This window comes from Ensifer sp. ENS11, from assembly GCF_014851895.1.
GTDB lineage: Bacteria > Pseudomonadota > Alphaproteobacteria > Rhizobiales > Rhizobiaceae > Ensifer > Ensifer canadensis.
The window spans coordinates 117,598-143,070 of record NZ_JACVAN010000008.1; the positions used below are offsets into that span (position 1 = coordinate 117,598).

At 62.8% G+C, this 25,473-nt stretch carries 27 protein-coding genes; 3 read left to right on the forward strand and 24 right to left on the reverse strand.

The window, feature by feature from the left end; translation table 11 throughout:
- Nucleotides 1-111: 111 nt before the first annotated feature.
- The 18 genes from IB264_RS17300 to sdhC form a co-directional block, all read right to left on the reverse strand.
- A complete protein-coding gene (locus IB264_RS17300) occupies nucleotides 112-591 on the reverse strand; it encodes a DUF2867 domain-containing protein (protein ID WP_025425075.1) in 480 nt (159 codons plus the stop codon).
- A 173-nt stretch (nucleotides 592-764) separates the two neighbouring features.
- Nucleotides 765-2,171 (reverse strand): dihydrolipoyl dehydrogenase, encoded by a 1,407-nt coding sequence (gene lpdA, locus IB264_RS17305; protein WP_025425076.1) that lies wholly within the window; start codon nucleotides 2,169-2,171, stop codon nucleotides 765-767.
- A gap of 25 nt (nucleotides 2,172-2,196) precedes the next feature.
- Nucleotides 2,197-2,949, reverse strand: a complete 753-nt coding sequence (locus IB264_RS17310; RefSeq protein ID WP_025425077.1) for an SDR family oxidoreductase — start codon at nucleotides 2,947-2,949, stop codon at nucleotides 2,197-2,199.
- Nucleotides 2,946-3,449, reverse strand: coding sequence for a hypothetical protein (locus tag IB264_RS17315; RefSeq protein WP_025425078.1), 504 nt, complete (start codon nucleotides 3,447-3,449; stop codon nucleotides 2,946-2,948). Before IB264_RS17315 ends, IB264_RS17310 begins: the two co-directional genes overlap by 4 nt.
- Nucleotides 3,450-3,451: 2 nt before the next feature.
- On the reverse strand, nucleotides 3,452-4,093 hold the full coding sequence (locus IB264_RS17320) for a LysE family translocator (RefSeq protein ID WP_025425079.1): 642 nt from the start codon (nucleotides 4,091-4,093) through the stop codon (nucleotides 3,452-3,454).
- Nucleotides 4,090-4,515, reverse strand: a complete 426-nt coding sequence (locus tag IB264_RS17325; protein ID WP_025425080.1) for a VOC family protein — start codon at nucleotides 4,513-4,515, stop codon at nucleotides 4,090-4,092. The genes IB264_RS17320 and IB264_RS17325 overlap by 4 nt, the downstream gene beginning before the upstream one ends.
- Nucleotides 4,516-4,631: 116 nt before the next feature.
- Nucleotides 4,632-5,021, reverse strand: coding sequence for an MAPEG family protein (locus IB264_RS17330; protein ID WP_025425081.1), 390 nt, complete (start codon nucleotides 5,019-5,021; stop codon nucleotides 4,632-4,634).
- Nucleotides 5,022-5,087: 66 nt separating this feature from the next.
- Complete coding sequence (gene odhB / locus IB264_RS17335; protein ID WP_025425082.1) at nucleotides 5,088-6,329, reverse strand: 2-oxoglutarate dehydrogenase complex dihydrolipoyllysine-residue succinyltransferase; 1,242 nt, start codon at nucleotides 6,327-6,329, stop codon at nucleotides 5,088-5,090.
- Between the two features lie 63 nt (nucleotides 6,330-6,392).
- Nucleotides 6,393-9,389, reverse strand: coding sequence for a 2-oxoglutarate dehydrogenase E1 component (locus IB264_RS17340; RefSeq protein WP_025425083.1), 2,997 nt, complete (start codon nucleotides 9,387-9,389; stop codon nucleotides 6,393-6,395).
- 270 nt (nucleotides 9,390-9,659) lie between these two features.
- Nucleotides 9,660-10,562 carry a succinate--CoA ligase subunit alpha gene (gene sucD, locus IB264_RS17345; protein WP_025425084.1) on the reverse strand — a complete coding sequence of 301 codons (903 nt, stop codon included), beginning with the start codon at nucleotides 10,560-10,562 and terminating at the stop codon, nucleotides 9,660-9,662.
- 17 nt (nucleotides 10,563-10,579) lie between these two features.
- Nucleotides 10,580-11,773 carry an ADP-forming succinate--CoA ligase subunit beta gene (sucC, locus tag IB264_RS17350; protein ID WP_025425085.1) on the reverse strand — a complete coding sequence of 398 codons (1,194 nt, stop codon included), beginning with the start codon at nucleotides 11,771-11,773 and terminating at the stop codon, nucleotides 10,580-10,582.
- A 109-nt stretch (nucleotides 11,774-11,882) separates the two neighbouring features.
- Nucleotides 11,883-12,848 (reverse strand): malate dehydrogenase, encoded by a 966-nt coding sequence (gene mdh, locus IB264_RS17355; protein ID WP_025425086.1) that lies wholly within the window; start codon nucleotides 12,846-12,848, stop codon nucleotides 11,883-11,885.
- A gap of 183 nt (nucleotides 12,849-13,031) precedes the next feature.
- Complete coding sequence (gene zapE / locus IB264_RS17360; protein ID WP_025425087.1) at nucleotides 13,032-14,186, reverse strand: cell division protein ZapE; 1,155 nt, start codon at nucleotides 14,184-14,186, stop codon at nucleotides 13,032-13,034.
- A gap of 62 nt (nucleotides 14,187-14,248) precedes the next feature.
- On the reverse strand, nucleotides 14,249-14,788 hold the full coding sequence (locus IB264_RS17365; RefSeq protein WP_025425088.1) for a protease inhibitor Inh/omp19 family protein: 540 nt from the start codon (nucleotides 14,786-14,788) through the stop codon (nucleotides 14,249-14,251).
- Between the two features lie 331 nt (nucleotides 14,789-15,119).
- Complete coding sequence (locus IB264_RS17370) at nucleotides 15,120-15,899, reverse strand: succinate dehydrogenase iron-sulfur subunit (RefSeq protein WP_025425089.1); 780 nt, start codon at nucleotides 15,897-15,899, stop codon at nucleotides 15,120-15,122.
- Between the two features lie 18 nt (nucleotides 15,900-15,917).
- Nucleotides 15,918-17,759 carry a succinate dehydrogenase flavoprotein subunit gene (gene sdhA / locus IB264_RS17375; RefSeq protein ID WP_025425090.1) on the reverse strand — a complete coding sequence of 614 codons (1,842 nt, stop codon included), beginning with the start codon at nucleotides 17,757-17,759 and terminating at the stop codon, nucleotides 15,918-15,920.
- A 7-nt stretch (nucleotides 17,760-17,766) separates the two neighbouring features.
- On the reverse strand, nucleotides 17,767-18,147 hold the full coding sequence (gene sdhD, locus IB264_RS17380; RefSeq protein WP_025425091.1) for a succinate dehydrogenase, hydrophobic membrane anchor protein: 381 nt from the start codon (nucleotides 18,145-18,147) through the stop codon (nucleotides 17,767-17,769).
- Nucleotides 18,148-18,159: 12 nt separating this feature from the next.
- Nucleotides 18,160-18,555, reverse strand: coding sequence for a succinate dehydrogenase, cytochrome b556 subunit (sdhC, locus tag IB264_RS17385; RefSeq protein ID WP_025425092.1), 396 nt, complete (start codon nucleotides 18,553-18,555; stop codon nucleotides 18,160-18,162).
- 306 nt (nucleotides 18,556-18,861) lie between these two features.
- Between sdhC and IB264_RS17390 the strand changes: the two genes are divergently transcribed.
- Nucleotides 18,862-19,539 (forward strand): hypothetical protein, encoded by a 678-nt coding sequence (locus tag IB264_RS17390; protein ID WP_025425093.1) that lies wholly within the window; start codon nucleotides 18,862-18,864, stop codon nucleotides 19,537-19,539.
- Between the two features lie 42 nt (nucleotides 19,540-19,581).
- Here the strand turns inward: IB264_RS17390 and IB264_RS17395 are convergent, their stop codons facing one another.
- The 6 genes from IB264_RS17395 to tsaD all read right to left on the reverse strand — a co-directional run bounded on the left by IB264_RS17395 (nucleotide 19,582) and on the right by tsaD (nucleotide 23,653).
- On the reverse strand, nucleotides 19,582-19,989 hold the full coding sequence (locus IB264_RS17395; protein WP_025425094.1) for a DUF1761 domain-containing protein: 408 nt from the start codon (nucleotides 19,987-19,989) through the stop codon (nucleotides 19,582-19,584).
- A gap of 60 nt (nucleotides 19,990-20,049) precedes the next feature.
- Nucleotides 20,050-20,721 (reverse strand): methyltransferase, encoded by a 672-nt coding sequence (locus tag IB264_RS17400; protein ID WP_025425095.1) that lies wholly within the window; start codon nucleotides 20,719-20,721, stop codon nucleotides 20,050-20,052.
- Between the two features lie 67 nt (nucleotides 20,722-20,788).
- Nucleotides 20,789-21,220: an EVE domain-containing protein gene (locus IB264_RS17405; protein ID WP_025425096.1), complete on the reverse strand. Its 432-nt coding sequence runs from the start codon at nucleotides 21,218-21,220 to the stop codon at nucleotides 20,789-20,791.
- Nucleotides 21,221-21,226: 6 nt separating this feature from the next.
- Nucleotides 21,227-21,520, reverse strand: a complete 294-nt coding sequence (locus IB264_RS17410) for a YciI-like protein (protein WP_025425097.1) — start codon at nucleotides 21,518-21,520, stop codon at nucleotides 21,227-21,229.
- Nucleotides 21,521-21,537: 17 nt separating this feature from the next.
- Nucleotides 21,538-22,527, reverse strand: a complete 990-nt coding sequence (locus IB264_RS17415) for an NAD(P)H-dependent glycerol-3-phosphate dehydrogenase (RefSeq protein WP_025425098.1) — start codon at nucleotides 22,525-22,527, stop codon at nucleotides 21,538-21,540.
- 31 nt (nucleotides 22,528-22,558) lie between these two features.
- Complete coding sequence (tsaD, locus tag IB264_RS17420; RefSeq protein WP_025425099.1) at nucleotides 22,559-23,653, reverse strand: tRNA (adenosine(37)-N6)-threonylcarbamoyltransferase complex transferase subunit TsaD; 1,095 nt, start codon at nucleotides 23,651-23,653, stop codon at nucleotides 22,559-22,561.
- A 74-nt stretch (nucleotides 23,654-23,727) separates the two neighbouring features.
- Here tsaD and hemC point away from each other — a divergent pair, with 74 nt between their 5' ends.
- Nucleotides 23,728-24,657 carry a hydroxymethylbilane synthase gene (gene hemC, locus IB264_RS17425; protein ID WP_025425100.1) on the forward strand — a complete coding sequence of 310 codons (930 nt, stop codon included), beginning with the start codon at nucleotides 23,728-23,730 and terminating at the stop codon, nucleotides 24,655-24,657.
- Nucleotides 24,658-24,660: 3 nt separating this feature from the next.
- A complete protein-coding gene (locus IB264_RS17430) occupies nucleotides 24,661-25,371 on the forward strand; it encodes a uroporphyrinogen-III synthase (protein ID WP_025425101.1) in 711 nt (236 codons plus the stop codon).
- Nucleotides 25,372-25,473 lie beyond the last annotated feature (102 nt).

The following is a 25,473-nucleotide window of genomic DNA, read 5'->3' on the forward strand; positions in this document are numbered from 1 at the left end:
CGCGTCTAATAAGACGCGCGGCGCTGTGGTGTTGACACAAGAGCCGGTCCCCAAGTCTGCCGCCGCGGCATGATCGGTCTCTATCCTCGACAGGCGCGGCGGTGTTGCCGCTCAGCCAGGCGGGCTCGCTGCGCCTGCCAGCAGCGTCGGCACGATGACCTTGTGAAACGGCATGACGGCCGCCAGGTAGACGCGCCCGAGCGTGTTGTGACGCCGGATCAGTGTCGTCATGCCGATGATCTGGTTGACGGCCGATCCCGCCCTGACGTCAACGACGATGCGAAAATCGAGATGGGCATCGTTGAAGCCGAGCACGACCTCATCGTCGCTTCGAGACAGAACCGGAAACGGGCCGATAAGGCCAAACTTGCCCGGTGAAGGCGCCTCCGACTTGAGGCCGACCACCGATACCACCCGGTTGCGAAGCTTAAGCAGGGTGCGGACCCAGGCGGGCGAATTGCCGAGCGAGCGCTCGGCCACCTCGATCGCCGTCAGCCCCTTTCCGTTCAGGGCAAGCTCGAAACGATCAGCCCAATCGGCATCCGGCAGATGCGGGCTCGGCAAAAGAACGGTGGCGGGTCTAGGTTTCATGATCCCTCGTGGCGGCAGCCAGAGCAATTCCAGGAAACGTGTGAAACGGTTTTCCCGGGAATTGCGCAATTGCCAAGAGCGACGGCTTTCCGTCGCAAGCGCATGGGGTCGATGATCGCGCCTAATGTCGGCGCAAGACAGGGGGCCGCTTGTCGCAGCCCCCTGCCAAATCGTCACATATGGATCGGCTTGAAGAAGGTCGACAGCGCCGCTTCCTTGACCGCTTCCGACATGGTCGGATGCGCATGGCAGGTGCGGCCGAGATCTTCCGACGAGCCACCGAATTCCATCAGAACGGCAATCTCGTGGATCATCTCGCCGGCGCCGAAGCCGACGATGTGGCCGCCGAGAACCCGGTCGGTTTCCTTGTCGGCGAGGATCTTGACGAAACCATCGGTCGCCTGCATCGCCCGCGCACGGCCATTTGCCGTGAACGGGAACTTGCCGACCTTGTAGGCGACGCCCGCTGCCTTCAGTTCTTCCTCGGTCTTGCCCACGGAAGCGACTTCCGGCTGGGTGTAGACGACGCTGGGGATGACGTCGTAGTTCACGTGGCCGGCCTGACCTGCGAGGATCTCGGCAACCGCAACGCCTTCGTCTTCGGCCTTGTGCGCCAGCATCGGGCCGCGCACGACGTCGCCGATGGCGTAGACGCCGACAACGCTCGTCTGGAAATGGTTGTCGATCTCGACGCGGCCGTGCTTGTCCATGACGACACCGGCTTTGGCAAGGCCAAGACCGTCGGTGTAGGGCTTGCGGCCGGTGGCAATCAGAACGACATCGGCATCGAGCGTCACGGCGTCACCGCCCTTGACAGGCTCGTACGTCACCTTGGCGCCCTTGCCGTCCTTGACGACGCCGGTCACCTTGGCACCGAGCTTGAACTCCATGCCCTGCTTCGCGAGCATGCGCTGGAACTGCTTGGAGACTTCGCCGTCCATGCCGCCGAGGATCGCGTCGAGATATTCGACCACGGTCACCTTGGAGCCGAGACGGGCCCAGACCGAGCCGAGCTCGAGGCCGATGACACCGCCGCCGACGACGATCATGTTCGCCGGCACCTTTTCGAGCGCGATGCCGCCGGTCGACGAGATGATCACCTTCTCGTCGATCTCGACCGACACGCCCGGGATGCCAGCAACGTCGGAGCCGGTGGCGATGACGATGTTCTTCGTCTCCAGGACCTGCTCTTCGCCCTTGTCGTTGGTCACCGAGACCTTACCCTGGCCGAGCACCTTGCCGGTGCCCTGGATGCCGTCGATCTTGTTCTTCTTGAACAGGAAGGAAACGCCCTCGACGTTGGACTTAACCGTCGCGTCCTTGTGCGCCATCATCTTTTCGAGGTTGAGCTTCGGCGCGCCGACTTCGACGCCGAGCGTATCCAGGCCGTGGCCGGCCTGGTGGAACATTTCCGAAGCGTGCAGCAGGGCCTTCGACGGAATGCAGCCGATGTTGAGGCAGGTGCCGCCATAGGTGGCGCGCTTTTCAACGACGCCAACCTTCAGGCCGAGCTGTGCCGCCTTGATAGCGCAGACATAGCCGCCCGGGCCGCTGCCGATAACGATGAGATCATAAGCCATTGGATTATCCTTCCTTCAGGGACGGTTACCGTCCGCCGCTGACATTGAGAATGGCTCCCGTCACGTAAGTCGCCTTATCGGACAGGAGGTAAAGAACCGCATCCGCCACTTCCTCGGCCGTGCCGGGTCGCTGGACGGGGATGGTTGACGCGAGATCGCGTGCCCGGTCCGGCAGGCCGCCGGACGCGTGGATTTCGGTGTCGATGATGCCGGGGCGAACCGCGTTGACGCGCACGTTCTCGGTGGCGACTTCGCGCGCAAGACCGATCGTGAACGTGTCGATCGCGCCCTTCGAGGCGGCATAGTCGACATATTGCGCCGGGGAGCCGAGTTCGGCCGCAACCGACGAGATATTGACGATCACGCCGCCCTTGCCGCCGTGACGCGTCGACATGCGGCGAACGGCTTCTGCGGCGCACAGGATCGAACCGGTCACGTTGATGCGGAACATCCGCTCGAGCCGCTCAACCGACATTTCGTCGATGCGCTGGGTCGGGCCGACGATTCCGGCATTGTTGACCAGCCCGTCGAGCCGGCCGAAAGCCTTGTCGACGGCGGCGAACATCGATTTGATGTCCGCATCGGACCCGACGTCGCCCCTGACCGCGACCGCCGAGCCGCCGCCCTTCCGGATCGTGGCCACGACCGCATCTGCCGCCTCGGCGTTCGATGCGTAGTTCACGACGACGGACCAGCCGGCTCTGGCGGCGCCGAGGCAGACAGCTGCCCCGATGCCACGGCTGCCGCCGGTGACGAGAACAACGGGCGCAGCACTCATGCGGCGCACCCCTTGAGAGTGAAGGCGTCCCAGCTGTCTGTTTCGGCCTTGCCCTTGCCCCAGGCGCTCGACGCGCGAAGGGCGGGGCCGAAATCCGGCAGCAGGATCTGGTGTGCAGCCGGCGCGGTTTCGGCCGGAATCGCGTCGATCGCACCCGTCTTGCCGACGGAATAGACAGGCCCCTGCCAGACGGTGCATTTGCGAAGCTCTTCGCCGGTGACGTCACCGGTGGGGCACTTGTGCATGACGATGCCGGTCGCGCGTTCCGGCTCGCCGGAAGGCATGACGACACCGTCGAGCAACAGGCCCGGTTTCAGAACCGCGATCTTGAAAAGATTGCTCGTCACCGCACTTTCCGATCCCACCGGCTCGAAGCGCAGTTCATAGGCGCCGTCGCGGTCGCCATAGATGGCGCGCGCCTGGCTGCATTCCTGGCCAAGCGCCGGCGTGGCGACCACGGCGCCGAGTGCAGCGACGAGCAGAGAGCGGACAATGACCATGATCAGACGGCCTTCTCGGTCGCGAGCTTCAGGCCGAGCGCGATGAACACCAGGCCGCTGGTGCGGTCGATCCACTTGCTGGCGCGGGTGAAGGCGGTGCGCATGCGCGGCGTGGTCATGAACAGGCTGACGCCGACGAACCACAGGATGAGGCAGGTTGCCATCACCAGTCCGTAGCCAAACTTGATCATGATCGGCGTGTGGGCGCCAACGACCGTCGAGAAGATCGACAGGAAGAAGAACACCGCTTTCGGATTGAGCGCATTGGCCGCAAAGCCGAGGCCGAACGCCTTGATCGCGGACTGGCTCCTTGCCGGTTCGCCTGATGGTGCGGCGTCGACCGAAATCTCCGTCTGGCCGGCCCGCAGCGCCTTGATCCCGATATAGATCAGGTAAGCCACACCGCACCATTTGACGATGTTGAACAGATAGATCGACTGCGAAATGATCAGCCCGAGACCGAGGATCGTATAGGTCACGTGGAACATCAGCGAGCTGCCGATACCGAAGGATGTGATGATCGCCTGACGGCGGCCATGGACGATCGACTGGCGCATGACCATCGCCAGATCGGCGCCGGGCGAGACGATGGCGAAGGTGAAGATCGCCATCAGCGATGCGAGTTCGAAAAGATATTGGCTCATGATTGTGCGACCGGTGCGTTGAAGGCCCAGACGTGGCCGAAGGGATCCCTGATGCGCGCATAACGCGCCTGCCAGAACGTATCCTGCGGCTCCAGAACTGTCGATGCCCCGGCCGCCATGGCCCGGACATAGGCCGCATCGACATCGCCCGCTTGAGGCAGGTTGATGCTGATCGCCACGCCGGTGCCGCCGACGGTCAGCGGCGACAGCACGCTGCCGCCGAATTCGGGAAACTCGTCATGCATCATGACCTCGCCGCCGAACAGCGCCAGGTTGGCGTGCATCACGCGCTTGCCGTCTTCGGCCATCTGATGGAACGTGTTCACCGCACCGAATGCCTTCTCGTAGAAGGCGATTGCCGCCAACCCGTCCCTGACGCAGATGTGTGCCTGGATAGGCGGTACGTCGGATCCGAATGCCATGTCGTGCTCCTCCGTCTAGAGCATTTCCAGGAAAAGTACGAAGCGATTCCGTCAGGAAATGCGTAAAAACAAATAGATAGAGCGTTTCCAAGACTCCGTTGAAAAACGGAAACGCTCTAGACGAGAATACCTGCCAGCATCAGTATGAGCCCGGCGGCAGACACCGTCCACACAGCCGAGCGGACAAGCCCGAGACCGCCGATATAGATCGGCAGATAGGCGACCCTTGCCCAGAACCAGATCATCGCGCCCCATTGGCTGAGCGCGTCGCTTCGACCCGAAAACTCGATCACGACGGCAAGCGCAATGAAGACCGGATAGGTTTCATGGAAGTTGCGCAGCGCCCGGGTGGCCCTTCCCGTGAGGACGTTCGGCTCGGGCGCCATATCCCGATTGGTGTCGGCTTCGATGATGCCGTTCTGCAGCCTATAGGTTCCCGCCTGCGCCATTACATAGACGAAGGCGAGGACGGCACTCCAGAGCAGGTAGGTCAGTTCCAGCGACATCAGGGGATCCGGAAAGAACGGGCCGGAGAAGGAAACGGGGGCTGCGATTGCGCCCCCGTCATTGCCTTAGAGATCGAGAACCAGACGTTCCGGATCCTCGAGGCTGTCCTTGACGCGGACGAGGAAGGTAACCGCTTCCTTGCCGTCGACCATGCGGTGGTCATAGGACAGCGCCAGGTACATCATCGGACGGATGACGATCTGACCGCCGACCACGACCGGACGGTCCTGGATCTTGTGCATGCCGAGAATGCCCGACTGCGGCGCATTCAGGATCGGCGAAGACATCAGCGAACCGTAGACGCCGCCATTGGAGATGGTGAAGGTGCCGCCCTGCATGTCGGCCATGGAGAGCTGGCCATCGCGAGCAAGCTTGCCCAGGCGGCCGATGTCCTTCTCGATCTCGGCGATCGACATCTGGTCGGCATCGCGAACGACCGGTACGACAAGACCCTTGTCCGTGCCGACGGCGACGCCGATGTGGCAGAAGTTCTTGTAGATGACGTCGGTGCCGTCGATCTCGGCGTTGACGGCAGGGATTTCCTTCAGCGCATGGGTGACGGCCTTGGTGAAGAAGCCCATGAAGCCGAGCTTCACACCATGCTTCTTCTCGAAGATGTCCTTGTACTTGTTGCGCAGGCTCATGACCGCGCTCATGTCCACCTCGTTATAGGTAGTGAGCATGGCGGCGGTGTTCTGCGCATCCTTGAGGCGACGGGCGATCGTCTGGCGCAGGCGGGTCATCTTGACACGCTCTTCACGAACGACGTCCTCGGTAGTCGACGGCGCGCGGGCCTGGACCTTGACCGGCTCGGAAGCGGCCGGTGCCGAAATGCCCTTGGCGACCGCGGCGAGCACATCACCCTTCAGGACCTGGCCGCGCTTGCCCGAACCATCGACCTGGTCGGCCGAGAGGTTGTTTTCGGCAAGCAGCTTGCCGGCGGACGGAGCCGGCGGCATCGACGATGCAGCCGGTGCGGCAGCGGCAACGGCGGGCTGGGCAGCCGGAGCGGCAGCAGCCGGCTCGGCCTTCTTCTCGGCAGCAGCGACTGGCGCGGCCGCAGCACCGGAACCAGCAGCGATCTGGCCAAGCAGCGCACCGAGACCGACGGTTTCGCCGGCCAGGGCAACGATTTCGGAGAGAACGCCGGCCGAGGGAGCCGGAACTTCGATCGTCACCTTGTCGGTTTCGAGTTCGAGCAGCGGCTCGTCTGCCTTGATGGCATCGCCGACCTTCTTGAACCAGGTGCCGACGGTCGCTTCACTGACGGATTCGCCAAGGGTGGGAACGCGGATTTCTGTTGCCATGATTTTTGTTCCGTTGATCAGATATCTGTTTCTATCGATTGGCTCGGCGCCAAGGGGGCAGGATCAGCCCCCCAGCGCGTCCTCGAGGAAGGCGGCCAGCTGCGCCATGTGCTTCGACATCAGGCCCGTTGCCGGCGATGCCGCAGCCGGACGGCCGGTGTAGCGCACGCGCTGATACTTGGCGTCGATATGAGCCAGCACCCATTCCAGGTACGGGTCGATGAACGACCAGGCGCCCATGTTCTTCGGCTCTTCCTGGCACCAGACCATCTCCGCGTTGCGGAAACGGCTGAGCTCGTTGATCAGCGCCTTGGCCGGGAACGGATAGAGCTGTTCGACGCGCAGCAGGTAGACATCGTCGATGCCGCGCTTCTCGCGCTCTTCGAGCAGATCGTAGTAGACCTTGCCGGAGCAGAGCACGACGCGGCGGATCTTCGAATCCTTCTGCAGCTTGATCGGGCCGTCCTTGATGACCTCGGCGTCATCCCACAGCAGACGGTGGAACGAGCTTTCGCCGGCCATTTCCGACAGGCTCGAAACCGCACGCTTGTGGCGCAGCAGCGACTTCGGCGTCATCAGGATCAGCGGCTTGCGGAAGTCGCGCTTCACCTGGCGGCGCAGGATGTGGAAGTAGTTCGCCGGCGTCGTGACGTTGGCGACCTGCATGTTGTCTTCCGCGCAGAGCTGCAGGAAGCGTTCGAGGCGGGCGGAGGAGTGCTCCGGACCCTGACCTTCATAGCCGTGCGGCAGCAGGCAGACGAGGCCCGACATACGCAGCCACTTGCGTTCGCCCGACGAGACGAACTGGTCGAACACGACCTGTGCGCCGTTGGCGAAGTCGCCGAACTGGGCTTCCCAGAGTGTCAGCGCGTTCGGACGGGCCAGCGAGTAGCCGTATTCGAAACCGAGCACGGCCTCTTCCGAAAGCATCGAGTTGATGACTTCGTAGCGGGCCTGGGTCGGCGTGAGGTTGGCAAGCGGGATGTAACGGTCTTCGGTCTGCTGATCGTAGAGAACCGAGTGACGCTGCGAGAAGGTGCCGCGTTCGCAGTCCTGGCCCGAAAGGCGGATCTTCGTGCCTTCCGTGACGAGCGTACCGAACGCAAGCGCTTCTGCCATCGCCCAGTCGATCCCCTCGCCGGTCGAAACCATGTTGGCGCGGTTTTCCATGAAGCGCTGGATCGTGCGGTGCGCATTGAAGCCGGCCGGGATCTCGGCGATCTTGCGGCCGATTTCCTTGAGCTGCTTCATCGGCACGGAGGTCTTGCCGCGACGCTGTTCGTCCTGGTTGTCGGCCGAACGCAGGCCCGACCAGACACCATCCAGCCAGTCGGCCTTGTTGGGCTTGTAGGACTGGCCAGCCTCGAACTCCTGCTCGAGATGGGCGCGCCAATCGGCCTTCATCTTCTCGACTTCGCCTTCGCTCATCAGGCCTTCGGCGACCAGGCGGTCGGAGTAGAGCTGGACGACGGTCTTGTGGGCGCGGATGACCTTGTACATCTTCGGCTGCGTGAACGCAGGCTCGTCGCCTTCGTTGTGACCGAAGCGGCGGTAGCAGAACATGTCGATGACGACAGGCTTGTGGAACTTCATCCGGAATTCGGTGGCGATCTTGGCAGCGTAGACGACCGCTTCCGGATCGTCGCCGTTGACGTGGAAGATCGGCGCCTCGATCATCTTGGCCACATCCGACGGATAGGGCGACGAACGCGAGAAGGCCGGGTTCGTGGTGAAGCCGATCTGGTTGTTGATGATGAAGTGGACCGTGCCGGCAACGCGGTGACCGCGCAGGCCGGACAGGCCGAGGATTTCGGCAATGACGCCTTGGCCGGCAAACGCCGCATCGCCGTGCAGCAAGAGCGGCATGACCTTTGAGCGTTCGCGCAACGGGATGATGTCGCCTTCGAACACTGTCGCCATCTGGTCCTGCTTGGCGCGGGCCTTGCCCATGACGACAGGGTTGACGATTTCCAGGTGCGACGGGTTCGCCGTCAGCGACAGGTGAACCTTGTTGCCGTCGAATTCGCGGTCGGAGGAAGCGCCGAGGTGGTACTTCACGTCGCCCGAACCTTCGACGTCATCAGGAGCGTAGGAGCCGCCCTTGAATTCGTGGAAAATGGCGCGGTGCGGCTTTGCCATCACCTGGGAAAGCACGTTCAGGCGGCCGCGGTGGGCCATGCCGAGAACGATTTCCTTCAGGCCTTCCTGGCCGCCGCGCTTGATGATCTGCTCGAGCGCCGGAATGAGCGATTCGCCGCCGTCGAGACCGAAGCGCTTGGTGCCCTTGTACTTGACGTCGATGAACTGCTCGAAGCCTTCCGACTCGATCAGCTTCTGCAGGATCGCCTTCTTGCCCTCGGGCGTGAACTCGACGCCCTTGTCCGGACCTTCGATGCGTTCCTGGATCCAGGCTTTCTCTTCCGGGTTTGACATGTGCATGAATTCGACGCCGATCGTCGAGCAATAAGTGCGCTCGAGGATTTCGACCATTTCGCGAATGCTCGCGTATTCGAGGCCGAGCACGTTGTCGATGAAGATCTTGCGGTCGAGATCCTTCTCCTCAAACCCGTAGTTCGAGGGCGAAAGCTCGTTGTAGTCATCGACCGGGGCAGCAAGGCCGAGCGGATCGAGCTTGGCATGCAGGTGGCCACGCGCACGATAGGCGCGGATCATCATGATGGCGCGAACGGAATCGCGCGTCGCCTGATGGATATCTGCCGCGCTCACGGCGGTGCCGGTGACGGCAGCGGCTTCTTCCGCCTTCGCCTTGACCTTCTTCTCGATGACCTTTTCGACCCTACCCCAGTCGCCATCGAGCGCCGAGACGAGTTCGCCATTAGCGACGATCGGCCAGTTGGGCTTCTTCCAGGAGGCGCCCTTGGCGGCCTTCACCACGTCTTCCGGCTTGTCGGCCAGCGCCTTGAAGAAGGCCTGCCATTCAGCCGAGACGGACGACGGATCCGTTTCGTAGCGTGCATAGAGCTGCTCGATATAGGCGGCGTTCGCGCCGTCCAGAAACGATGTGAGCTGGAATTGCTCGTTGGCCTCTTGCCTTGCCATGGGTTCTCGCGGACGTTTTGGTCCGCCTCCTGACTTAAGTTGGGATGCCGGGTTTTCCCGGTCGTTCATCATTGTCAGACGCATCCAGTGCGCCCTGCTTTTGGGTCCTTGCAGCGCCGTGCGTCGATCAGGACGCGCGAAGGGCGCTGTAACACTTTCAACCTGCTGCATGATCTTGTCCTTAAATCGATGCCGACCGAAGGACTTGTGCAGGCAGTGCGGTCATCGGGGCCGGCTTTGATGGCCGGCCCCGATGACGCAATTCTGAGGTCAGCCCTTGAGGACTTCGACCAGCGTCTTGCCGAGGCGAGCCGGCGATGGCGACACGCGGATGCCTGCCGATTCCATCGCAGCGATCTTGGATTCCGCATCGCCCTTGCCGCCGGAAACGACGGCACCGGCGTGACCCATGGTGCGGCCCTTCGGCGCGGTACGGCCCGCGATGAAGCCGGCCATCGGCTTCTTGCGACCCTTGTTGGCCTCGTCGATGAGGAACTGCGCCGCATCCTCTTCGGCCGAGCCGCCGATTTCGCCGATCATGATGATCGAGGTCGTGGCCTCGTCGGCGAGGAACATCTCGAGCACGTCGATGAACTCGGTGCCCTTGACCGGGTCGCCGCCGATGCCGACGGCCGTCGTCTGGCCGAGGCCTTCGTTGGAGGTCTGGAACACGGCTTCATAGGTCAGCGTACCGGAGCGCGAGACGATGCCAACCGAACCCTTGCGGAAGATCGAGCCCGGCATGATGCCGATCTTGCATTCTTCCGGCGTCAGGATACCGGGGCAGTTCGGGCCGAGCAGGCGCGACTTGGAGCGGTCGAGACGAGCCTTGACGCGCACCATGTCGGCAACCGGGATGCCTTCGGTAATGCAGGTGATGAACGGGATTTCCGCATCGATCGCCTCGATGATCGCGTCCGCGGCGCCTGCCGGCGGAACATAGATCACGGATGCGTCCGCACCGGTCTTCTCACGGCCTTCGGCAACCGACGCGAAGATCGGCAGGGTTTCGCCCTTGGAACCGGTCCAGGTTTCGCCACCCTTCTTCGGGTGAATGCCGCCGACCATCTGCGTGCCATAGTAGGCAAGCGCCTGTTCGGTATGGAAGGTGCCGGTCTTGCCGGTCAGGCCCTGAACGAGGACCTTGGTGTTCTTGTTAACGAGAATCGACATGAGGTCTGGTCCTTCAGTTAGCCGTTGATCGCGGCAACGATCTTCTTGGCAGCGTCGTCCAGATCGTCGGCGGCGGTGATCGCCAGGCCGGATTCGTTCAGGATCTTCTTGCCAAGCTCGACATTGGTGCCTTCGAGACGCACGACCAGCGGAACCTTGAGGCCGACTTCCTGCACGGCCGCAACGACACCTTCAGCGATGACATCGCACTTCATGATGCCGCCGAAGATGTTGACGAGGATACCCTCGACCTTCGGGTCGGCCGTGATGATCTTGAAGGCTGCCGCGACCTTCTCCTTGCCGGCGCCGCCGCCGACGTCGCAGAAGTTCGCCGGCTCCTTGCCGTAGAGCTTGATGATGTCCATCGTCGCCATGGCAAGACCCGCGCCGTTGACCATGCAGCCGATGTTGCCGTCGAGCGCCACATAGGCGAGGTCCCACTTGGAGGCCTCGATTTCCTTGGCGTCTTCTTCGGTTTCGTCGCGCAGCGCCTTGATGTCGTCGTGGCGGAACAGGGCGTTGCCGTCGAACGAGACCTTGGCATCGAGAACGCGCACGCGGCCGTTCTTCATGACGATCAGCGGGTTGATCTCAAGCAGGCTCATGTCCTTCTCGACAAAGGCCTTGTAGAGGATCGGGAAGAGCTTTTCGGCGTCGGCCTTGGCTTCGCCTTCGAGCTTCAGGGCCGAGGTGAGCTTGGCGAGATCAGCGGCGGTGACGCCAGCTTCCGGATTGATCGCGACGTTGACGATCTTTTCCGGCGTGTCGTGCGCAACAGCCTCGATGTCCATGCCGCCTTCCGTCGAAACGACGAAGGCAACCTGGCCGACCGAGCGGTCAACGAGCAGCGAAAGATAGAGTTCGCGATCGATGTCGGCGCCGTCCTCGATGTAGAGGCGGTTCACCTGCTTGCCGGCAGGGCCGGTCTGCGCCGTGACGAGCGTATTGCCGAGCATGTCCTTGGCATGAGCCTTGGCTTCATCGATCGAGAAAGCAAGACGAACGCCGCCCTTGGCGTCGGCGGAGAGTTCCTTGAACTTGCCTTTGCCGCGACCGCCGGCATGGATCTGGCTCTTGACGACGTAGAGCGGGCCCGGGAGCTTCTTGGCAGCCGCTTCTGCTTCGTCGGCGGAGAAGATCGCGACACCTTCCGCGACCGGCGCGCCGTAGCTCTTCAGGAGAGCCTTGGCCTGATATTCATGAATGTTCATGGTGTTTTTCCTGTCTGGAGCATTTTGCAGGCGGGGAAATACCCGCCCGCGAAAATGCGGCAAAAACAAAAGGTCGAGCGAATGCAGGCATCCGCTCAACGGGACGCGATTACTGCTTCAGGCTCGGCGCAATGCCGATGCAGGCTTCGCAAAGGCCGGCGACCGAAGCGACCGACTTGTCGAAAGCTTCCTTCTCGGCCTTGTTGAGGTCGATCTCGATGATGCGCTCGACGCCGCCGGCACCGATGACGGTGGGAACGCCGACATACATGTCCTTGACGCCGTACTGACCGGTCAGGTGTGCCGCGCAAGGCAGAACGCGCTTCTTGTCCTTGAGGTAGGCTTCAGCCATTTCGATCGCGGAGGCGGCCGGTGCGTAGTAGGCAGAGCCGGTCTTGAGCAGGCCGACGATTTCGGCGCCGCCGTCACGGGTGCGCTGGATGATTTCTTCGAGGCGTTCCTTGGTGACCCAGCCCATCTGGATGAGGTCGGTCAAAGGAATGCCGGCAACGGTCGAATAGCGGGCGAGCGGCACCATGGTGTCGCCGTGGCCGCCGAGAACGAAGGCGGTGACGTCCTGAACCGAAACGTTGAATTCCTGGGCGAGGAACAGGCGGAAGCGGGCGCTATCGAGAACGCCGGCCATGCCGACGACCTTGTTCTTCGGCAGGCCGGAGAACTTCTGCAGCGCCCAGACCATGGCGTCGAGCGGGTTGGTGATGCAGATCACGAAGGCGTTCGGGGCGTACTTCTTGATGCCCGCGCCAACCTGTTCCATGACCTTGAGGTTGATGCCGATCAGATCGTCGCGGCTCATGCCCGGCTTGCGGGCGACACCGGCGGTGACGATGCAGACATCGGCGCCTTCGATGGCGGAATAGTCGCTGGCACCCGTCAGGTTCACGTCGAAGCCTTCGACCGGGGAGGACTGGCCGATGTCGAGGCCCTTGCCCTGGGGGATGCCGTCGGCAATGTCGAAGAGGACGATGTCGCCCAGTTCCTTCAGGCCGGCGAGATGCGCCAGCGTGCCACCAATCATCCCTGAACCGATAAGTGCGATCTTGTTGCGCGCCATGAAAGTGCTTCCTTTGTGATCCCAAACTGATCGAGGCCTGAAACGCCGCAAACGCCAAACCTTCGCCGGAAGCCATTAAACGGCAATCGTTAAAATATCAATCGATACTTTTGGATGGAACAATTTCAATCGGTTAGATCATAAAATTCTTACGTAAACGTAAAAATTATCGTCATTCGCGCGTCACGAAACCGCAATATTTTCAGGATGTTCTGCCGCATATTCCGCGCTCTGCATCTCGATCAGCCGCGAAACGGTCCGGTCGAACTCGAAGCCTTCCGTGCCCTTCTTCAGCGTCAAAAGGTTCTGCGGTTCGGCAGCGGCCGAGGCAAAGAGGCGGGCGCCGTTGTCGTAGAGCGTGTCGACCAGCAGGATGAAGCGCTTGGTTTCGTTGCGCACATGCGGCCCGAGATGCGGCACGTGATCGACGAAGAGGGTGGAATAGCGCTCGAGGATCGCAAGATAGTCGGCAGCACCGAGCGGCTGCTGGCAAAGGTCGGTGAAGCTGAAACGGGCCGCCTTTCCGGCTGCTGCCGGCACCGGAATCTTGCGGCCCTTGCGCGGCACCTCGGCGGGCGCGACGGCGGCCCCTGCCGTTTGCCTGTTCCAGGCCTGCGCCATCGCCGCGTCGGCCTCGGGTCCGAGCGGTGAGATCCACACCGGGCTGCCGTCCGTCTTCATCAGGCGGTAGTCGGTATCGGTGTCGAGCGAGATGATCTCGGCATTCGCCTTCAGGAGATCGATGAACGGCAGGAAGAGCCCGCGATTGAGACCGTCGCGGTAGAGATTGTCAGGCGCCACATTGGAGGTTGCGATCAACACGCAGCCCTTGGCGAAGAGTTCGCTGAAAAGCCGGGCGAGGATCATCGCATCGGCAATGTCTGTCACCGTGAATTCGTCGAAGCAGAGGAGCCGCGCCTCGCCGAAGAGGTCGGAGGCAACCGGCGGAATGGGATCGGCCTGCTTCGTCTCGCCGTTCTTCAGCTTCTGGCGGTGCCTGTAGATCCGCTCATGCACGTCGGCCATGAACTCGTGAAAATGCGCCCGGCGCTTGCGCTGGATCGGCACCGCCTCGAAGAACATGTCCATCAGCATGGTCTTGCCGCGACCGACACCGCCATGGATGTAGAGCCCCTTGACCGGGGGATGATCCTTCTTGCGCGAGGCAAAGAGCCAGCCGAGCGCATTGGTCTTGCGCGATGGCCTGCTTGCCAGGAGCTCGGCCGAAAGATGATCGAATCGCCGGGCGATCGCGAACTGGGCCGGATCGCGTTTTCGCTCGCCGCTCTGAACGAGTGTTTCGAGCTTGCGGTAGATGCTGTCGTCAGGATTGAGCACGTCTCACCCGAGGTGGACCGGAAAACAAGAAGCCCGGCGATTAGCCGGGCTGGACCAGGTCATTAGCGGCTGAGGCTGACCGGCTGGCCGCCATTGGTGGAGCCGTCGAAGCGCGCATCGGCCGTCTTGTAAAGGCGAGCGATGGCGTTGCCGGTGCGGTCCTTGAGGACGACCTGCTTGCCGGCCACTTCCCAGGAACCCATAGCCGTCAGCTCGCCGGCGCAACCACGCGTGCCGCCGCGCGAACCGCTGCCGAGGTTGGTCAGCGTCAGGAACATGTCGCAGGAGCTGCCGGCGCTCGAAACGCGCCAGTTGCCGACCATCGATTCCTTGGTCACATCGAGCGCGTTGGTGGCTGCTGCTACCTGGGTACCAGGTTGAGCGGCACCGGCCATTGCCGTTCCCGCCGTCGGTGCAGCCGGGAATTGTGACGTGTTGCCGGTGGGATCAGGGAGTTGGTTCGACGAGACCGACGGTACGGGCTGGGCCTGGAGGGGAGCAGGTGAAGAATCCTGGGAGCTGAAGCCACCCATGGATGTCCGCTGGCATCCGGTCAGCGCAAGCACAACCGCCAGCCCCGCCGCCGCATGAATAACCCGCATATCTTTACTCCCGATGTGTTCCGCGAACCATGATGCAACGCGATAATATAGGCCGAAATACAGCAAATCCACCTGTCAAATCAAGGGACGACGATTCATGTCTACCTGTTGCAGGATTGAAACGTCTGCGCGAACGGGACAATGACGACTTCTGGCCCGGCAGCATGTTGCTTCAGGTGACCGAAATGACTGTCTTGCGCCGGCACAATCAACGATTGCCGGACGGACAAACAAGGCCGTTCGAGGAAGCTCCTTCACCCGGCGAAGAAAAAACGCAAACGGCGGGCACAGGGCCCGCCGCAACATGCGATAGCGCGTCGATTACCTCGGATCAGACCCGACGCTCGACCAGCATCTTCTTGATCTCGCCGATCGCCTTGGCCGGGTTGAGACCCTTCGGACAGGCCTGCGCGCAGTTCATGATCGTGTGGCAGCGATAGAGGCGGAACGGATCCTCGAGATTGTCGAGGCGCTCGCCGGTCGCTTCATCGCGGCTGTCGATCAGCCAGCGATAGGCCTGCAGCAGAACAGCCGGACCGAGGTAACGGTCGCCGTTCCACCAATAGCTCGGACAGGAGGTCGAGCAGCAGGCGCACAGGATACATTCGTAGAGGCCGTCGAGCTTCAGACGGTCCTCATGGCTCTGCTTCCATTCCTTGGCCGGCGTCGGCGTGACCGTCTTCAGCCAGGGCTCGATCGAGCGGTGCTGGGCATAGAAGTGGGTGAGATCCGGCACCAGGTCCTTGACCACGGGCATATGCGGCAGCGGATAGACCTTCACCGTGCCGTTGACCTCATCCATGCCCTTGGTGCAGGCAAGCGTGTTGGTGCCGTCGATGTTCATCGCGCAGGAGCCGCAGATGCCTTCGCGGCAGGAGCGGCGCAGCGTCAGTGTCGGATCGATCTTGTTCTTGATGTAGAGCAGACCGTCGAGCACCATCGGGCCGCAATCGTCGATATCGATATAGAAGGTATCGATGCGCGGATTGGCGCCGTCATCCGGGTTCCAGCGGTAGATGCGGTATTCGCGAACATTGGTCGCGCCTTCCGGCTTCGGCCAGACCTTGCCTTCGGTCATCTGCGAGTTCTTGGGGAGAGCGAGTTCAACCATGTGCCTAATTCCTCAAGATCAGTAGACGCGAGCCTTGGGCTCGATCTTTTTCGGATCGATGCCTTCGGCGATCAGGTCGGTATGAACAGGGCGATAGTCGAGCTTGACGTCGCCGGCCTCGTTGACCCAAGCGAGCGTGTGCTTGCGCCAGTTGACGTCGTCACGGCCGCCAAGCGCCCCGCCGGTATAGTCTTCGCGGGCGTGCGAGCCACGGCTCTCCTTGCGCGCTTCGGCGCCATAGATCGTGGTGATGGCGTTGGCCATCAGGTTCTGCAGTTCCAGCGTCTCGACGAGATCGGAGTTCCAGATCATCGACCGGTCCGTGACCTTGACGTCGGGCAGTTCCTTCCAGATCGCCGAGATGCGCTTGCAGCCCGATTCCAGCGATTCCTGCGTGCGGAACACGGCCGCATCTTCCTGCATGGCGCGCTGCATCTTTTCGCGCAGCACCGCCGTCGGCGTCGAGCCGTTGGCGAAACGCTGGGCGTCGAAGCGGGCCATGATCTTGTCGCAGGCGGCAACGTTGATCGCCGGGATCGCTTCGTTGCGGTCGATGACCTGGCCGGCGCGGATGGCGGCGGCGCGGCCGAAGACCACCAGGTCGATCAGCGAGTTGGAGCCGAGACGGTTGGCACCGTGCACCGAGGCGCAGCCGGCCTCGCCCACGGCCATCAGGCCGGGCGCGGTGCGCTCCGGGTTCTGGCTGTCGGCGTTCAAGACTTCGCCCCAGTAGTTGGTCGGCACGCCGCCCATGTTGTAATGCACGGTCGGCAGGACCGGGATCGGCTCGCGGGTCACATCGACGCCGGCGAAGATCTTTGCCGATTCCGAGATACCGGGCAGGCGTTCGTGCAGCACGGCCGGATCGAGATGGTCGAGATGCAGGAAGATGTGATCCTTGTTCTTGCCGACGCCGCGGCCTTCACGGATTTCCATCGTCATGCAGCGCGAAACGACGTCGCGCGAAGCAAGGTCCTTGGCCGACGGCGCATAGCGCTCCATGAAGCGCTCGCCTTCGGAGTTGACGAGATAGCCGCCTTCGCCGCGCGCACCCTCGGTGATCAGGCAGCCTGCGCCGTAGATGCCGGTCGGGTGGAACTGGACGAATTCCATGTCCTGCAGCGGCAGGCCGGCGCGTGCGATCATGCCGCCGCCGTCACCGGTGCAGGTATGAGCGGAGGTTGCCGAGAAGTAGGCGCGGCCGTAACCACCGGTCGCAAGCACCACCATCTTGGCGGAGAAGCGGTGGATGGTGCCGTCGTCGAGGTTCCAGGCGACGACGCCGGTGCAGCGGCCGTCGTCCGACATGATCAGGTCGAGCGCAAAATACTCGATGAAGAACTCGGCGTTGTTGCGCAGCGCCTGGCCATAGAGCGTGTGCAGGATGGCGTGACCGGTGCGGTCGGCGGCAGCGCAGGTGCGCTGCACCGGCGGGCCTTCGCCATAGTTCTGCATGTGGCCGCCGAACGGCCGCTGGTAGATCTTGCCTTCCTCGTTGCGCGAGAAGGGCACACCGTAGTGCTCGAGCTCATAGACCGCCTTCGGCGCTTCCATGGCGAGATACTGCATGGCGTCGACGTCGCCGAGCCAGTCGGAGCCCTTGACGGTGTCGTAGAGGTGCCACTGCCAGCTGTCCGGCGTCATGTTCTGCAGCGAGGCGGCGATGCCGCCCTGGGCGGCAACCGTGTGCGAGCGTGTCGGGAAGACCTTGGTGATGCAGGCCGTCTTCAGGCCCTGCTCCGCCATGCCCAGCGTGGCGCGCAGGCCGGCGCCGCCGGCGCCAACGACGACGACGTCGAAGGCGTGGTCGACATACTGGTAGGCCTTGCCGTTTGCAGCGGGTGAACTGTTCGATGCCATGACGAAATTACCCTGCAAAAGCGATCTTCAGGATGGCGAAAAGACAGAGCCCGCCAACCACGATCGCGAAAAATGTGTTGAGCATGAGAAGGGCGATCTTCGCGCCTTCACCGTGCACGTAATCCTCGATGATCACCTGCATGCCGAGCTTCATGTGGATCAGTCCCGAAAGCAGGACCAGGCCCATGACCACGGCGACGAAGGGGTTCGAAAGGGCCGAAACGACCTCCGCATGGGGAGCGCCGGCATAACGAACGAGGAAGATGACGAAGAAGATCAAGAGCGGAACGTTGGCGACTGCCGTGACGCGCTGGCGCCAGAAGTGGTCAGTGCCTTCCTTGGCGGAGCCGTAGCCGCGGACCTTGCTGAGAGGTGTGCGCATGTTCATGGTCCTGTCCCCTCAGTACCGCACGAGATAGCCGACCACCCAGATCAGCACGGTAAGCGCTACCGACCCGACGATCGTTGCCTTGGCCAGCTTGGTGGCGAAGTGCTTCTCGTAGCCGTAGCCGAGGTCCCACATGAAGTGGCGCAGGCCGCCGAGCATATGGTGCACCAGCGCCCAAGTGTAGCCGAAGAGCACCAGCTTGCCGAGAAGCGTGCCGAACAGCCAGCTGACCCAGTCGTAGTACGCTTCGCCGGACGCGGCGGCGATCAGCCACCAGGCAACGAGGATGGTGCCGAAGTAGAGCGCGCCGCCGGTAATGCGGTGCACAATGGACATCACCATTGTCGGGATAGGCTTATAGATTTGAAGATGCGGCGACAGCGGCCGGCTTCTTGTGACATCCGTCATCGGAACCTCACGGAAATGCCCGGATTCACGCCCAAAAAGTGGACGATTTTAGTCCGGTATCGCACCTGATTGTGCGCAATTCAGTCCTTCGGACCTTTAATCACCATATTGCTTAACGACAAGTGTGTTTGCAGTGCAAAATCAATTTAATCGATTAGACGAAAAGCGGCATTTTCAGGTCCGACCGAGACGTGGCGCCCAGTTAACGATACGGGCGAAAACCATAACCAAATCCGTGACTTTCCAGCGGAATTGCCCCAGAGTGCGGTTAACGATTTGTTAAGCGTTTTGCGGAGGACGGACAGAATGACTCTGTTGCGGGCATTCCATGCGACCAAAGTTCTAGCACTTGCGGGCCTGCTTGTCGCGACTGCCTGCCTGCCGGTGCGGGCGGGAGACTGGGGCGGGCCACGGGAAGTGCAGACGCGCACCCGACACATCAGGCTGTATTCGCATCGTTCCTTCAGTCGCCACGAGTTCGACCGCATGGGCTACGGCACAACGTACAGCCGCAATCGCCTGCCACGCAACCAGTGGGCCGCCGAGAACGGACCGCCAGAAGTCGAGACCCGGACCCGGCATATCCGCTTTCCCCGGTATCGTCCTTACGACAGGCAATATAGCGAACGCCTGCGCTATCGCGACGGCTGGGGGCGGGACCAGGCAGTGCGTAACATCTGGACATCAGGCGACCGCTATGATCATCGCCCGGATAGCTACGGCGGTGAACGGCTTGATATCTACGGCGGCGATGGCTTCCCGGACACGATCGGTAGCATCGGCACCTATGCCGGCGGCATTTCGGCCTATAGGGATCCCGGCAACGGCATCTACTTCAGCCAGGAGGGCAACTACAGCTACTATGACGACGGCCAGTTTACGCCGCCGCCGCAGGTGAAGCGCGCAAAGATCATCGTGATGTCGCCGAAAACGTTCAATCGCGCCTGCGCCTGGGAGCACGGCGTCTGCGTGATCCGGCGATAGCGGTGACGGCTCCCACCGAGGAGCCACCGGGCCTGCGCGCGGTCACACGCCCATGGCGCCGATGATGGCGCCCATCGCCGACAGCACCAGCAGCCAGTGCACGCCGTCGATCAGCGACAGGCTCCAGCCGAATCCCTGGTAGCGGTGATTGACGACCATGCTGGTTGCGACGAAACCGAGCCACAGGAAGAACGCGGAGACAATGCCGTTAAAAGCGGTGACCTGGGCCGGGCCGAGATGGCCGACGACACCGGCGACCATCGTCGCCATCACTAGTTCTGAGACAAAGGAAATCGCGAAAAGAACCGGCGACATCTGCGCCGTCGCGGGGTCGATGCGCGCCGCCTTCATCCAGGGTTTGCCGAGAACGCCGTAATAGCCGGCGCCAATGACGAAGGCCGCAATGGCGGCAATCAGCACCGCCAGATAGTTCATGCCCGCAAAAGCCATCTTCGTTCCCCTCATCCCCTTATCGTTTTTAGGAAGTTGGAAGCGAATGCGTTGCCGCTGTCAATCGGGCACGGAAGGAGCCGTTGATGCGCCGAACTGCCAGACCGTCGTGCGCTTGACCTCGCTGTCTTCAAGCGCCCTTGTGACCGGCACTTCGTAGGTCGCCAGCGCCGTCATCCTGTCGCGCGGACAATAGGAGCGGCCGGGATCGCCGACGATGACGGTCGCGCCGCCGGAGCTGAGCGCCGTAAACCAGGGCAGCAGGCGCTCGGCAAAGGACTTGTCGTAGAAGACGTCGCCGGCAAGGCAGAGGTCGGCGGCCAGATCGCGGCCGGTAATATCCTCTGCGGTGTAGGCAATATCGACGCCGTTCAGTTCGGCATTGAGCCGCACCGCCGTCTCGGCCCAGGGATCGATATCGGCCGCAAGAACAGAAGCCGCCCCCGCCTTCATCGCGGCGATGGCGACCAGCCCGGAGCCCGAGGCAAAGTCGACGACGCGTCGGCCGCGAACGACCTCCGGATGATCGATGATATAACGCGCGAGCCCCTGCCCGCCGGCCCAGGCAAAGGCCCAGAACGGCGGCGGCAGACCGATTTCCTCCAGCTCCTCCTCGGTTTTCAGCCAGAGCTCATGCGCTTCCGTCGCCAGATGCAGCCGGATTTCTGGCACATGCGGCGGCGACAGAACGTCGGTGTTGGCGCGGATGAAGCTTTCGGGATCGGTCTTCAAGAAACACTCCGAGCGTGATCCGAAATGCGGGAGCCGGTTTTCGGATAAATCACGCGGAAAAACAAAGCTACCGTGGCGGACTGTCGAACCCGGCCATGCGGCAGACCTCGATCCATTCGTCCTCGGTGACCGGCTGGACTGAAAGGCGCATGCTGGTGACCAGCGCCATGTTGGCGAGCTTGGGGTTATCCTTGATCTCCTTCAGCGTCACCGGGCGCGGCACGTCGCGAACAGCGCGAATGTCGACGCAGTCCCAGCGGGCATCGCCCTCGGCGGTCGAATCCGGATGCGAAAGCGCGCAGACCTCGGTGATGCCGACGATTTCAAGCCCTTCGTTCGAGTGGTAGAAGAAGCCCTTGTCGCCGATCTGCATCGCCCGCATGTTGTTGCGTGCGAGGTAGTTGCGCACGCCGGTCCATTCGGTGCCCTTCGCGCCGGCATCCTTCTGCATCTGCCAGGACCACTTGAAGGGCTCGGATTTGTAAAGCCAGAATGCCATCGCGCCTCAAGCCTCCGGGTTGTTGAAGACCCAGTTGAAGGCCTTGATTTCGACGTTGGAGAACAGGCCGGCCTTGGCGTAGGGATCGGCTTCGGCGATGGCGCGCGCATCGTCGATCGTCTCGGTCTTGACGATCACCAGGCTTCCGGTCGGCTTGCCGTCGTCGCCGAGGAAGGGGCCGGCCATCTTCAGAATGCCCTTGGCATTGAGGTCGTTGAGATAGGCGACGTGATCCGGACGCGTGTCCAGCCGAAGCTGCAGCGCGCCTGATTTGTCGGTGCATTGAAGTGCGAAGAGCATGCTTCCTCCTGACGAAGTCATTCCTGGGTGATCGGACGGGACATCAATTGTTCAAGGGCGGTGCGCACATCGAGCTTGCCGTCGATGATGGCGGCGACCGCCTCGGTGATCGGCATCTCGACGCCAAGATCGCGGGCGACGCGGGCGGCGACCGAGGCTGCAAAGGCCCCCTCGACGAGTTCGCCCTGGCGTCCGCTGCCGCGGCCATCCTTGCCGAGCGCAATGCCGAAGCGCAGGTTGCGCGACTGGTGGCTGGTTGCCGTCAGCACGAGATCGCCGAGCCCCGAGAGGCCGCGAACGGTATCGGCATCCCCGCCTTCGGCGACGACGAAGCGGGACATCTCCGCAAGGCCGCGCGAGATCAACGCCGCCCGGGCGCTGTCGCCCAAACCTGCGCCTTCGACGATGCCGCAAGCGATGGCAAGCACATTCTTCAGCGCGCCGCCAAGTTGCACGCCGATGCGGTCTTCTGAAGGGTAGAGACGGAAGGTCGGGCCTGACAGAGCCTCCGCAAGCAGCGTCGCCGTGTCGTTGTCGGCGGCAGCAACCACCATCGCCGTCGGCAGCCCCTTGGCGATGTCAGCTGCAAAGCCGGGGCCGGAGAGCACGCCGATGCCGTGGCCCGGCAATTCTTCCGCCAGCACGTCGGTCAAAAGCCGCCCCGTTGCCTGCTCCATGCCCTTAGCGCAGGTGACGATCGTCGCCGCGGCATTGATCGACGGACCGTATTGCCGCGCCGCATCGCGGTGTGCCTGCGATGGCATGACGAACAGCACGATCTCAGCGTCGCCAAGCACCGCAGCATCCGCGCTGTGCTTGAGCCCTGCCGGCAGGTCGATGCCCGGGAGCGACGGCTCGTTGCGGCCGGTCAGCCGGCATTCATCCGCGGTTTCCTCGCGCCGGGCGAGAAGGGTCACATCGCTGCCGTTAGCGGATGCGGCGACGGCCGCAAGCGCCGTGCCGAAGGCACCCGCTCCGACCACCACGATCTTCGGGTTGGTGTTCATATCCTGTCCATCATGCCCTGGCTGCTTTCCGTCATGCCTTGGCGCCGCGCTTGCCCGAACCAAGCAAGGTCTGCGCCTTTTGGTCGAGCGGCCAGCGCGAGCGCGGCGCGACATCGAGACCATCCGCCGGCAAACCGGCGGCAAACCGTTCGGCACCCGCCCAGGCGATCATCGCGGCATTGTCGGTACAAAGCGCAAGCGGCGGCGCGATGAAATCGAAGCCGTTCTTGTTGCAGAGTTCCTGGAGCGTTGTCCTGAGCACCTGGTTGGCGGCAACGCCGCCGGCAACGACCAGCGCCGGCCTTTCCACGGACGCGTGATCCGTCTTGAACCGCTTCAACCCGCGCCCGATCCGATCCTTGAGCGTGCGCGAGATCGCGCGCTGGAAGGAGGCGCAGATGTCGGCAATATCCTGGTCCGTCACCGGCTCCAGCGACTGCGCCGCCTGGCGCACCGCCGTCTTCAGCCCGGAGAATGAGAAATCGAGCCGGGCATCGCCGACCAACGGGCGCGGAAAATCGAAACGCTCGCCATTGCCATTGCGGGCGGCACGCTCGACGGCCGGCCCCCCGGGATAGGGAAGACCGAGCAGCTTGGCCGTCTTGTCGAAGGCCTCGCCGAGCGCATCGTCGATCGTCGTGCCCCAGCGCTCGTAGTCGCCGACGCCCTTGACCAGGATCAGCTGCGTGTGGCCGCCGGAAACGAGCAGCATCAGATAGGGAAAACTCAGACCATCGGTGAGCCGCGCGGTCAGCGCGTGACCTTCCAGGTGATTGACGGCATAGAGCGGCTTGCCGGTTGCCCGCGCGATCGCCTTGCCCGTCATCAGTCCGACGATGAGGCCGCCAATCAGACCGGGACCACTTGTCGCAGCAATCGCATCGATGTCGTTGAGCGTCACGCCGGCCCGCAGCAGCGCCTCCTCGATCAGGGTGTCGAGCGCTTCGACATGGGCGCGCGCGGCAATCTCCGGAACCACGCCGCCATAGGCGCTATGCTCTTCCAGCTGGCTCAGGACGACGTCGCCGAGGATGCTTCCCCTGCCGTTTTCGTCGCGCAGCACGACGGAAGCCGCGGTTTCGTCGCAGCTTGTTTCTATGCCGAGGATGCGCATGGGCGGAGACATCAGGAACTACTCAAAGATTGCGGTCGCACCGAAAGGTGGGTACACGGAACTCCGGTAACAATGGATAGCCTTTGATGCAAACAAAACCTTTCCGGATCGGCACGCGTGGCAGCCCACTGGCGCTCGCTCAAGCCCATGAAACGCGCGATCGCCTCGCGGCCGTGCATGGTCTGTCGCCGGAAATGTTCGAGGTTGTCATCCTTTCCACCAAGGGCGACCGCATCACCGATCGGTCGCTGGCCGAGATCGGCGGCAAGGGCCTGTTCACCGAGGAAATCGAGCAGCAGCTCCTGTCGGGCGAACTCGATTTCGCCGTGCATTCCTCGAAGGACATGCCGACCAAGCTTCCAGATGGCCTGTTTCTTTCCGCCTTCCTGCCGCGCGAGGACATTCGCGACGCCTTCATCGGCCGCACCGCACCCAGGCTCCTGGAATTGCCCGAAGGCGCGACTGTCGGCTCGTCGTCGCTGCGCCGGCAGGCGCTGATCCGGAGGCTCAGGCCCGACATCAACGTCATCACCTATCGCGGCCAGGTCGAGACGCGGCTGCGCAAGCTCGCCGAAGGCCAGGTCGATGCGACGCTGCTTGCCTATGCCGGCCTGAAGCGGCTCGGCATGGCCGACGTGCCGACAGAACTGCTCGACCCGGAAGAGTTTCCGCCGGCACCGGCGCAGGGCGCGATTTGTATCGAGAGCAGGATCGGCGACAAACGCGTCAACGACCTGCTCGCCGCCATCGACGATAGCAGAACCCATGAGGCGGTCGCCTGCGAACGCGGCTTCCTTGCGACGCTCGACGGCTCCTGTCGAACGCCTATCGCCGGCCTGGCGGTCTCGGACGGCACGCATCTGCGTTTTTCCGGCATGATCCTGACGCCGGATGGCAGCACCCATCACCGCATCACGGTCGAAGGCAAGGCTGCCGATGCCGAAGCCCTCGGGCAAAAGGCCGGCGAAGATATCCGCGCGCAGGCGGGACCGGGCTTCTTCTCGAGCTGGACTTGAGCCATGCGGCTGCTCGTGACCCGGCCGCAGCCCGCCGCCGAGGCTACGGCCCGCCGTCTGGAAGTCATGGGTCATCAGCCGCTGCTGTTGCCGCTGGCGCGGGCGGAACATTTGCCAGAGGCGGCACGGAAAGCACTCGAAAGACCACATGCCGCAGTCGCGCTGACCAGTGCCGAAGCCGTACGGGCGTTGGGCGAACTTGGCGCCGATCTGGAGCCCTATAAAGCGGAACCCTGCTTCTGCGTCGGCGAAGCGACGGCCCGGGCGGCGCGCGATCTCGGCTTTACCTCGCTCCACACGGGAGAGGGAACCGGCAGGAGCCTTGCCGAAACGATCGCCGCCACGCTTTCTGCATCGCGGGCGCCCCTCCTCTATCTCGCAGGTTCCCCCCGCTCCGACGGACTTGAAGCCACGCTACGGCAGCTTCGCATCGAGCATGTCACGGTCGAATGCTACCGGATGCAGCCGATCGCCCATCCGCCCGACATATTGGCGCGCCTGATATCGGCCGGCCGGCCGGACGCGGTGCTGCTCTATTCCCACGACACCGCGCGACGCTTCGCCGCGCTGCTTGTCGAAGCCGGCCTCAAGACCGCCGCTTTCTCTCCGCGCTATCTCTGCCTCAGCGCCGCCGTTGCCGGAGCGCTCCCGGATGGAGCCTCAGTCGAGGTCGCAGCAAGACCAGACGAAGAAAGCCTTTTCAGCCTTCTCTAATGCTATTTCGATCAAAAACGGAAGCAAGGGGGCTTTCCCTCACCGGCCAGCCTGACTAGGTTTGTTGCAAGAACCGACAGGCAACAACGGTAAGAGGTCACC

What these genes read in the sequence shown, in the direction of transcription:
- IB264_RS17410 (WP_025425097.1), bottom strand. Translation starts at nt 21,520, where the DNA reads ATGCTCTTCGCACTTCAATGCACCGACAAATCAGGCGCGCTGCAGCTT.
- IB264_RS17340 (WP_025425083.1), bottom strand. Translation starts at nt 9,389, where the DNA reads ATGGCAAGGCAAGAGGCCAACGAGCAATTCCAGCTCACATCGTTTCTG.
- IB264_RS17415 (WP_025425098.1), bottom strand. Translation starts at nt 22,527, where the DNA reads ATGAACACCAACCCGAAGATCGTGGTGGTCGGAGCGGGTGCCTTCGGC.
- IB264_RS17395 (WP_025425094.1), bottom strand. Translation starts at nt 19,989, where the DNA reads ATGGCTTTTGCGGGCATGAACTATCTGGCGGTGCTGATTGCCGCCATT.
- sdhA (WP_025425090.1), bottom strand. Translation starts at nt 17,759, where the DNA reads ATGGCATCGAACAGTTCACCCGCTGCAAACGGCAAGGCCTACCAGTAT.
- sucD (WP_025425084.1), bottom strand. Translation starts at nt 10,562, where the DNA reads ATGTCGATTCTCGTTAACAAGAACACCAAGGTCCTCGTTCAGGGCCTG.
- IB264_RS17310 (WP_025425077.1), bottom strand. Translation starts at nt 2,949, where the DNA reads ATGAGTGCTGCGCCCGTTGTTCTCGTCACCGGCGGCAGCCGTGGCATC.
- IB264_RS17370 (WP_025425089.1), bottom strand. Translation starts at nt 15,899, where the DNA reads ATGGTTGAACTCGCTCTCCCCAAGAACTCGCAGATGACCGAAGGCAAG.
- IB264_RS17330 (WP_025425081.1), bottom strand. Translation starts at nt 5,021, where the DNA reads ATGTCGCTGGAACTGACCTACCTGCTCTGGAGTGCCGTCCTCGCCTTC.
- mdh (WP_025425086.1), bottom strand. Translation starts at nt 12,848, where the DNA reads ATGGCGCGCAACAAGATCGCACTTATCGGTTCAGGGATGATTGGTGGC.
- sdhC (WP_025425092.1), bottom strand. Translation starts at nt 18,555, where the DNA reads ATGACGGATGTCACAAGAAGCCGGCCGCTGTCGCCGCATCTTCAAATC.
- IB264_RS17325 (WP_025425080.1), bottom strand. Translation starts at nt 4,515, where the DNA reads ATGGCATTCGGATCCGACGTACCGCCTATCCAGGCACACATCTGCGTC.
- lpdA (WP_025425076.1), bottom strand. Translation starts at nt 2,171, where the DNA reads ATGGCTTATGATCTCATCGTTATCGGCAGCGGCCCGGGCGGCTATGTC.
- IB264_RS17300 (WP_025425075.1), bottom strand. Translation starts at nt 591, where the DNA reads ATGAAACCTAGACCCGCCACCGTTCTTTTGCCGAGCCCGCATCTGCCG.
- IB264_RS17430 (WP_025425101.1), top strand. Translation starts at nt 24,661, where the DNA reads ATGCGGCTGCTCGTGACCCGGCCGCAGCCCGCCGCCGAGGCTACGGCC.
- sdhD (WP_025425091.1), bottom strand. Translation starts at nt 18,147, where the DNA reads ATGAACATGCGCACACCTCTCAGCAAGGTCCGCGGCTACGGCTCCGCC.
- hemC (WP_025425100.1), top strand. Translation starts at nt 23,728, where the DNA reads ATGCAAACAAAACCTTTCCGGATCGGCACGCGTGGCAGCCCACTGGCG.
- IB264_RS17405 (WP_025425096.1), bottom strand. Translation starts at nt 21,220, where the DNA reads ATGGCATTCTGGCTTTACAAATCCGAGCCCTTCAAGTGGTCCTGGCAG.
- IB264_RS17315 (WP_025425078.1), bottom strand. Translation starts at nt 3,449, where the DNA reads ATGGTCATTGTCCGCTCTCTGCTCGTCGCTGCACTCGGCGCCGTGGTC.
- IB264_RS17390 (WP_025425093.1), top strand. Translation starts at nt 18,862, where the DNA reads ATGACTCTGTTGCGGGCATTCCATGCGACCAAAGTTCTAGCACTTGCG.
- tsaD (WP_025425099.1), bottom strand. Translation starts at nt 23,653, where the DNA reads ATGTCTCCGCCCATGCGCATCCTCGGCATAGAAACAAGCTGCGACGAA.
- odhB (WP_025425082.1), bottom strand. Translation starts at nt 6,329, where the DNA reads ATGGCAACAGAAATCCGCGTTCCCACCCTTGGCGAATCCGTCAGTGAA.
- IB264_RS17365 (WP_025425088.1), bottom strand. Translation starts at nt 14,788, where the DNA reads ATGCGGGTTATTCATGCGGCGGCGGGGCTGGCGGTTGTGCTTGCGCTG.
- IB264_RS17320 (WP_025425079.1), bottom strand. Translation starts at nt 4,093, where the DNA reads ATGAGCCAATATCTTTTCGAACTCGCATCGCTGATGGCGATCTTCACC.
- sucC (WP_025425085.1), bottom strand. Translation starts at nt 11,773, where the DNA reads ATGAACATTCATGAATATCAGGCCAAGGCTCTCCTGAAGAGCTACGGC.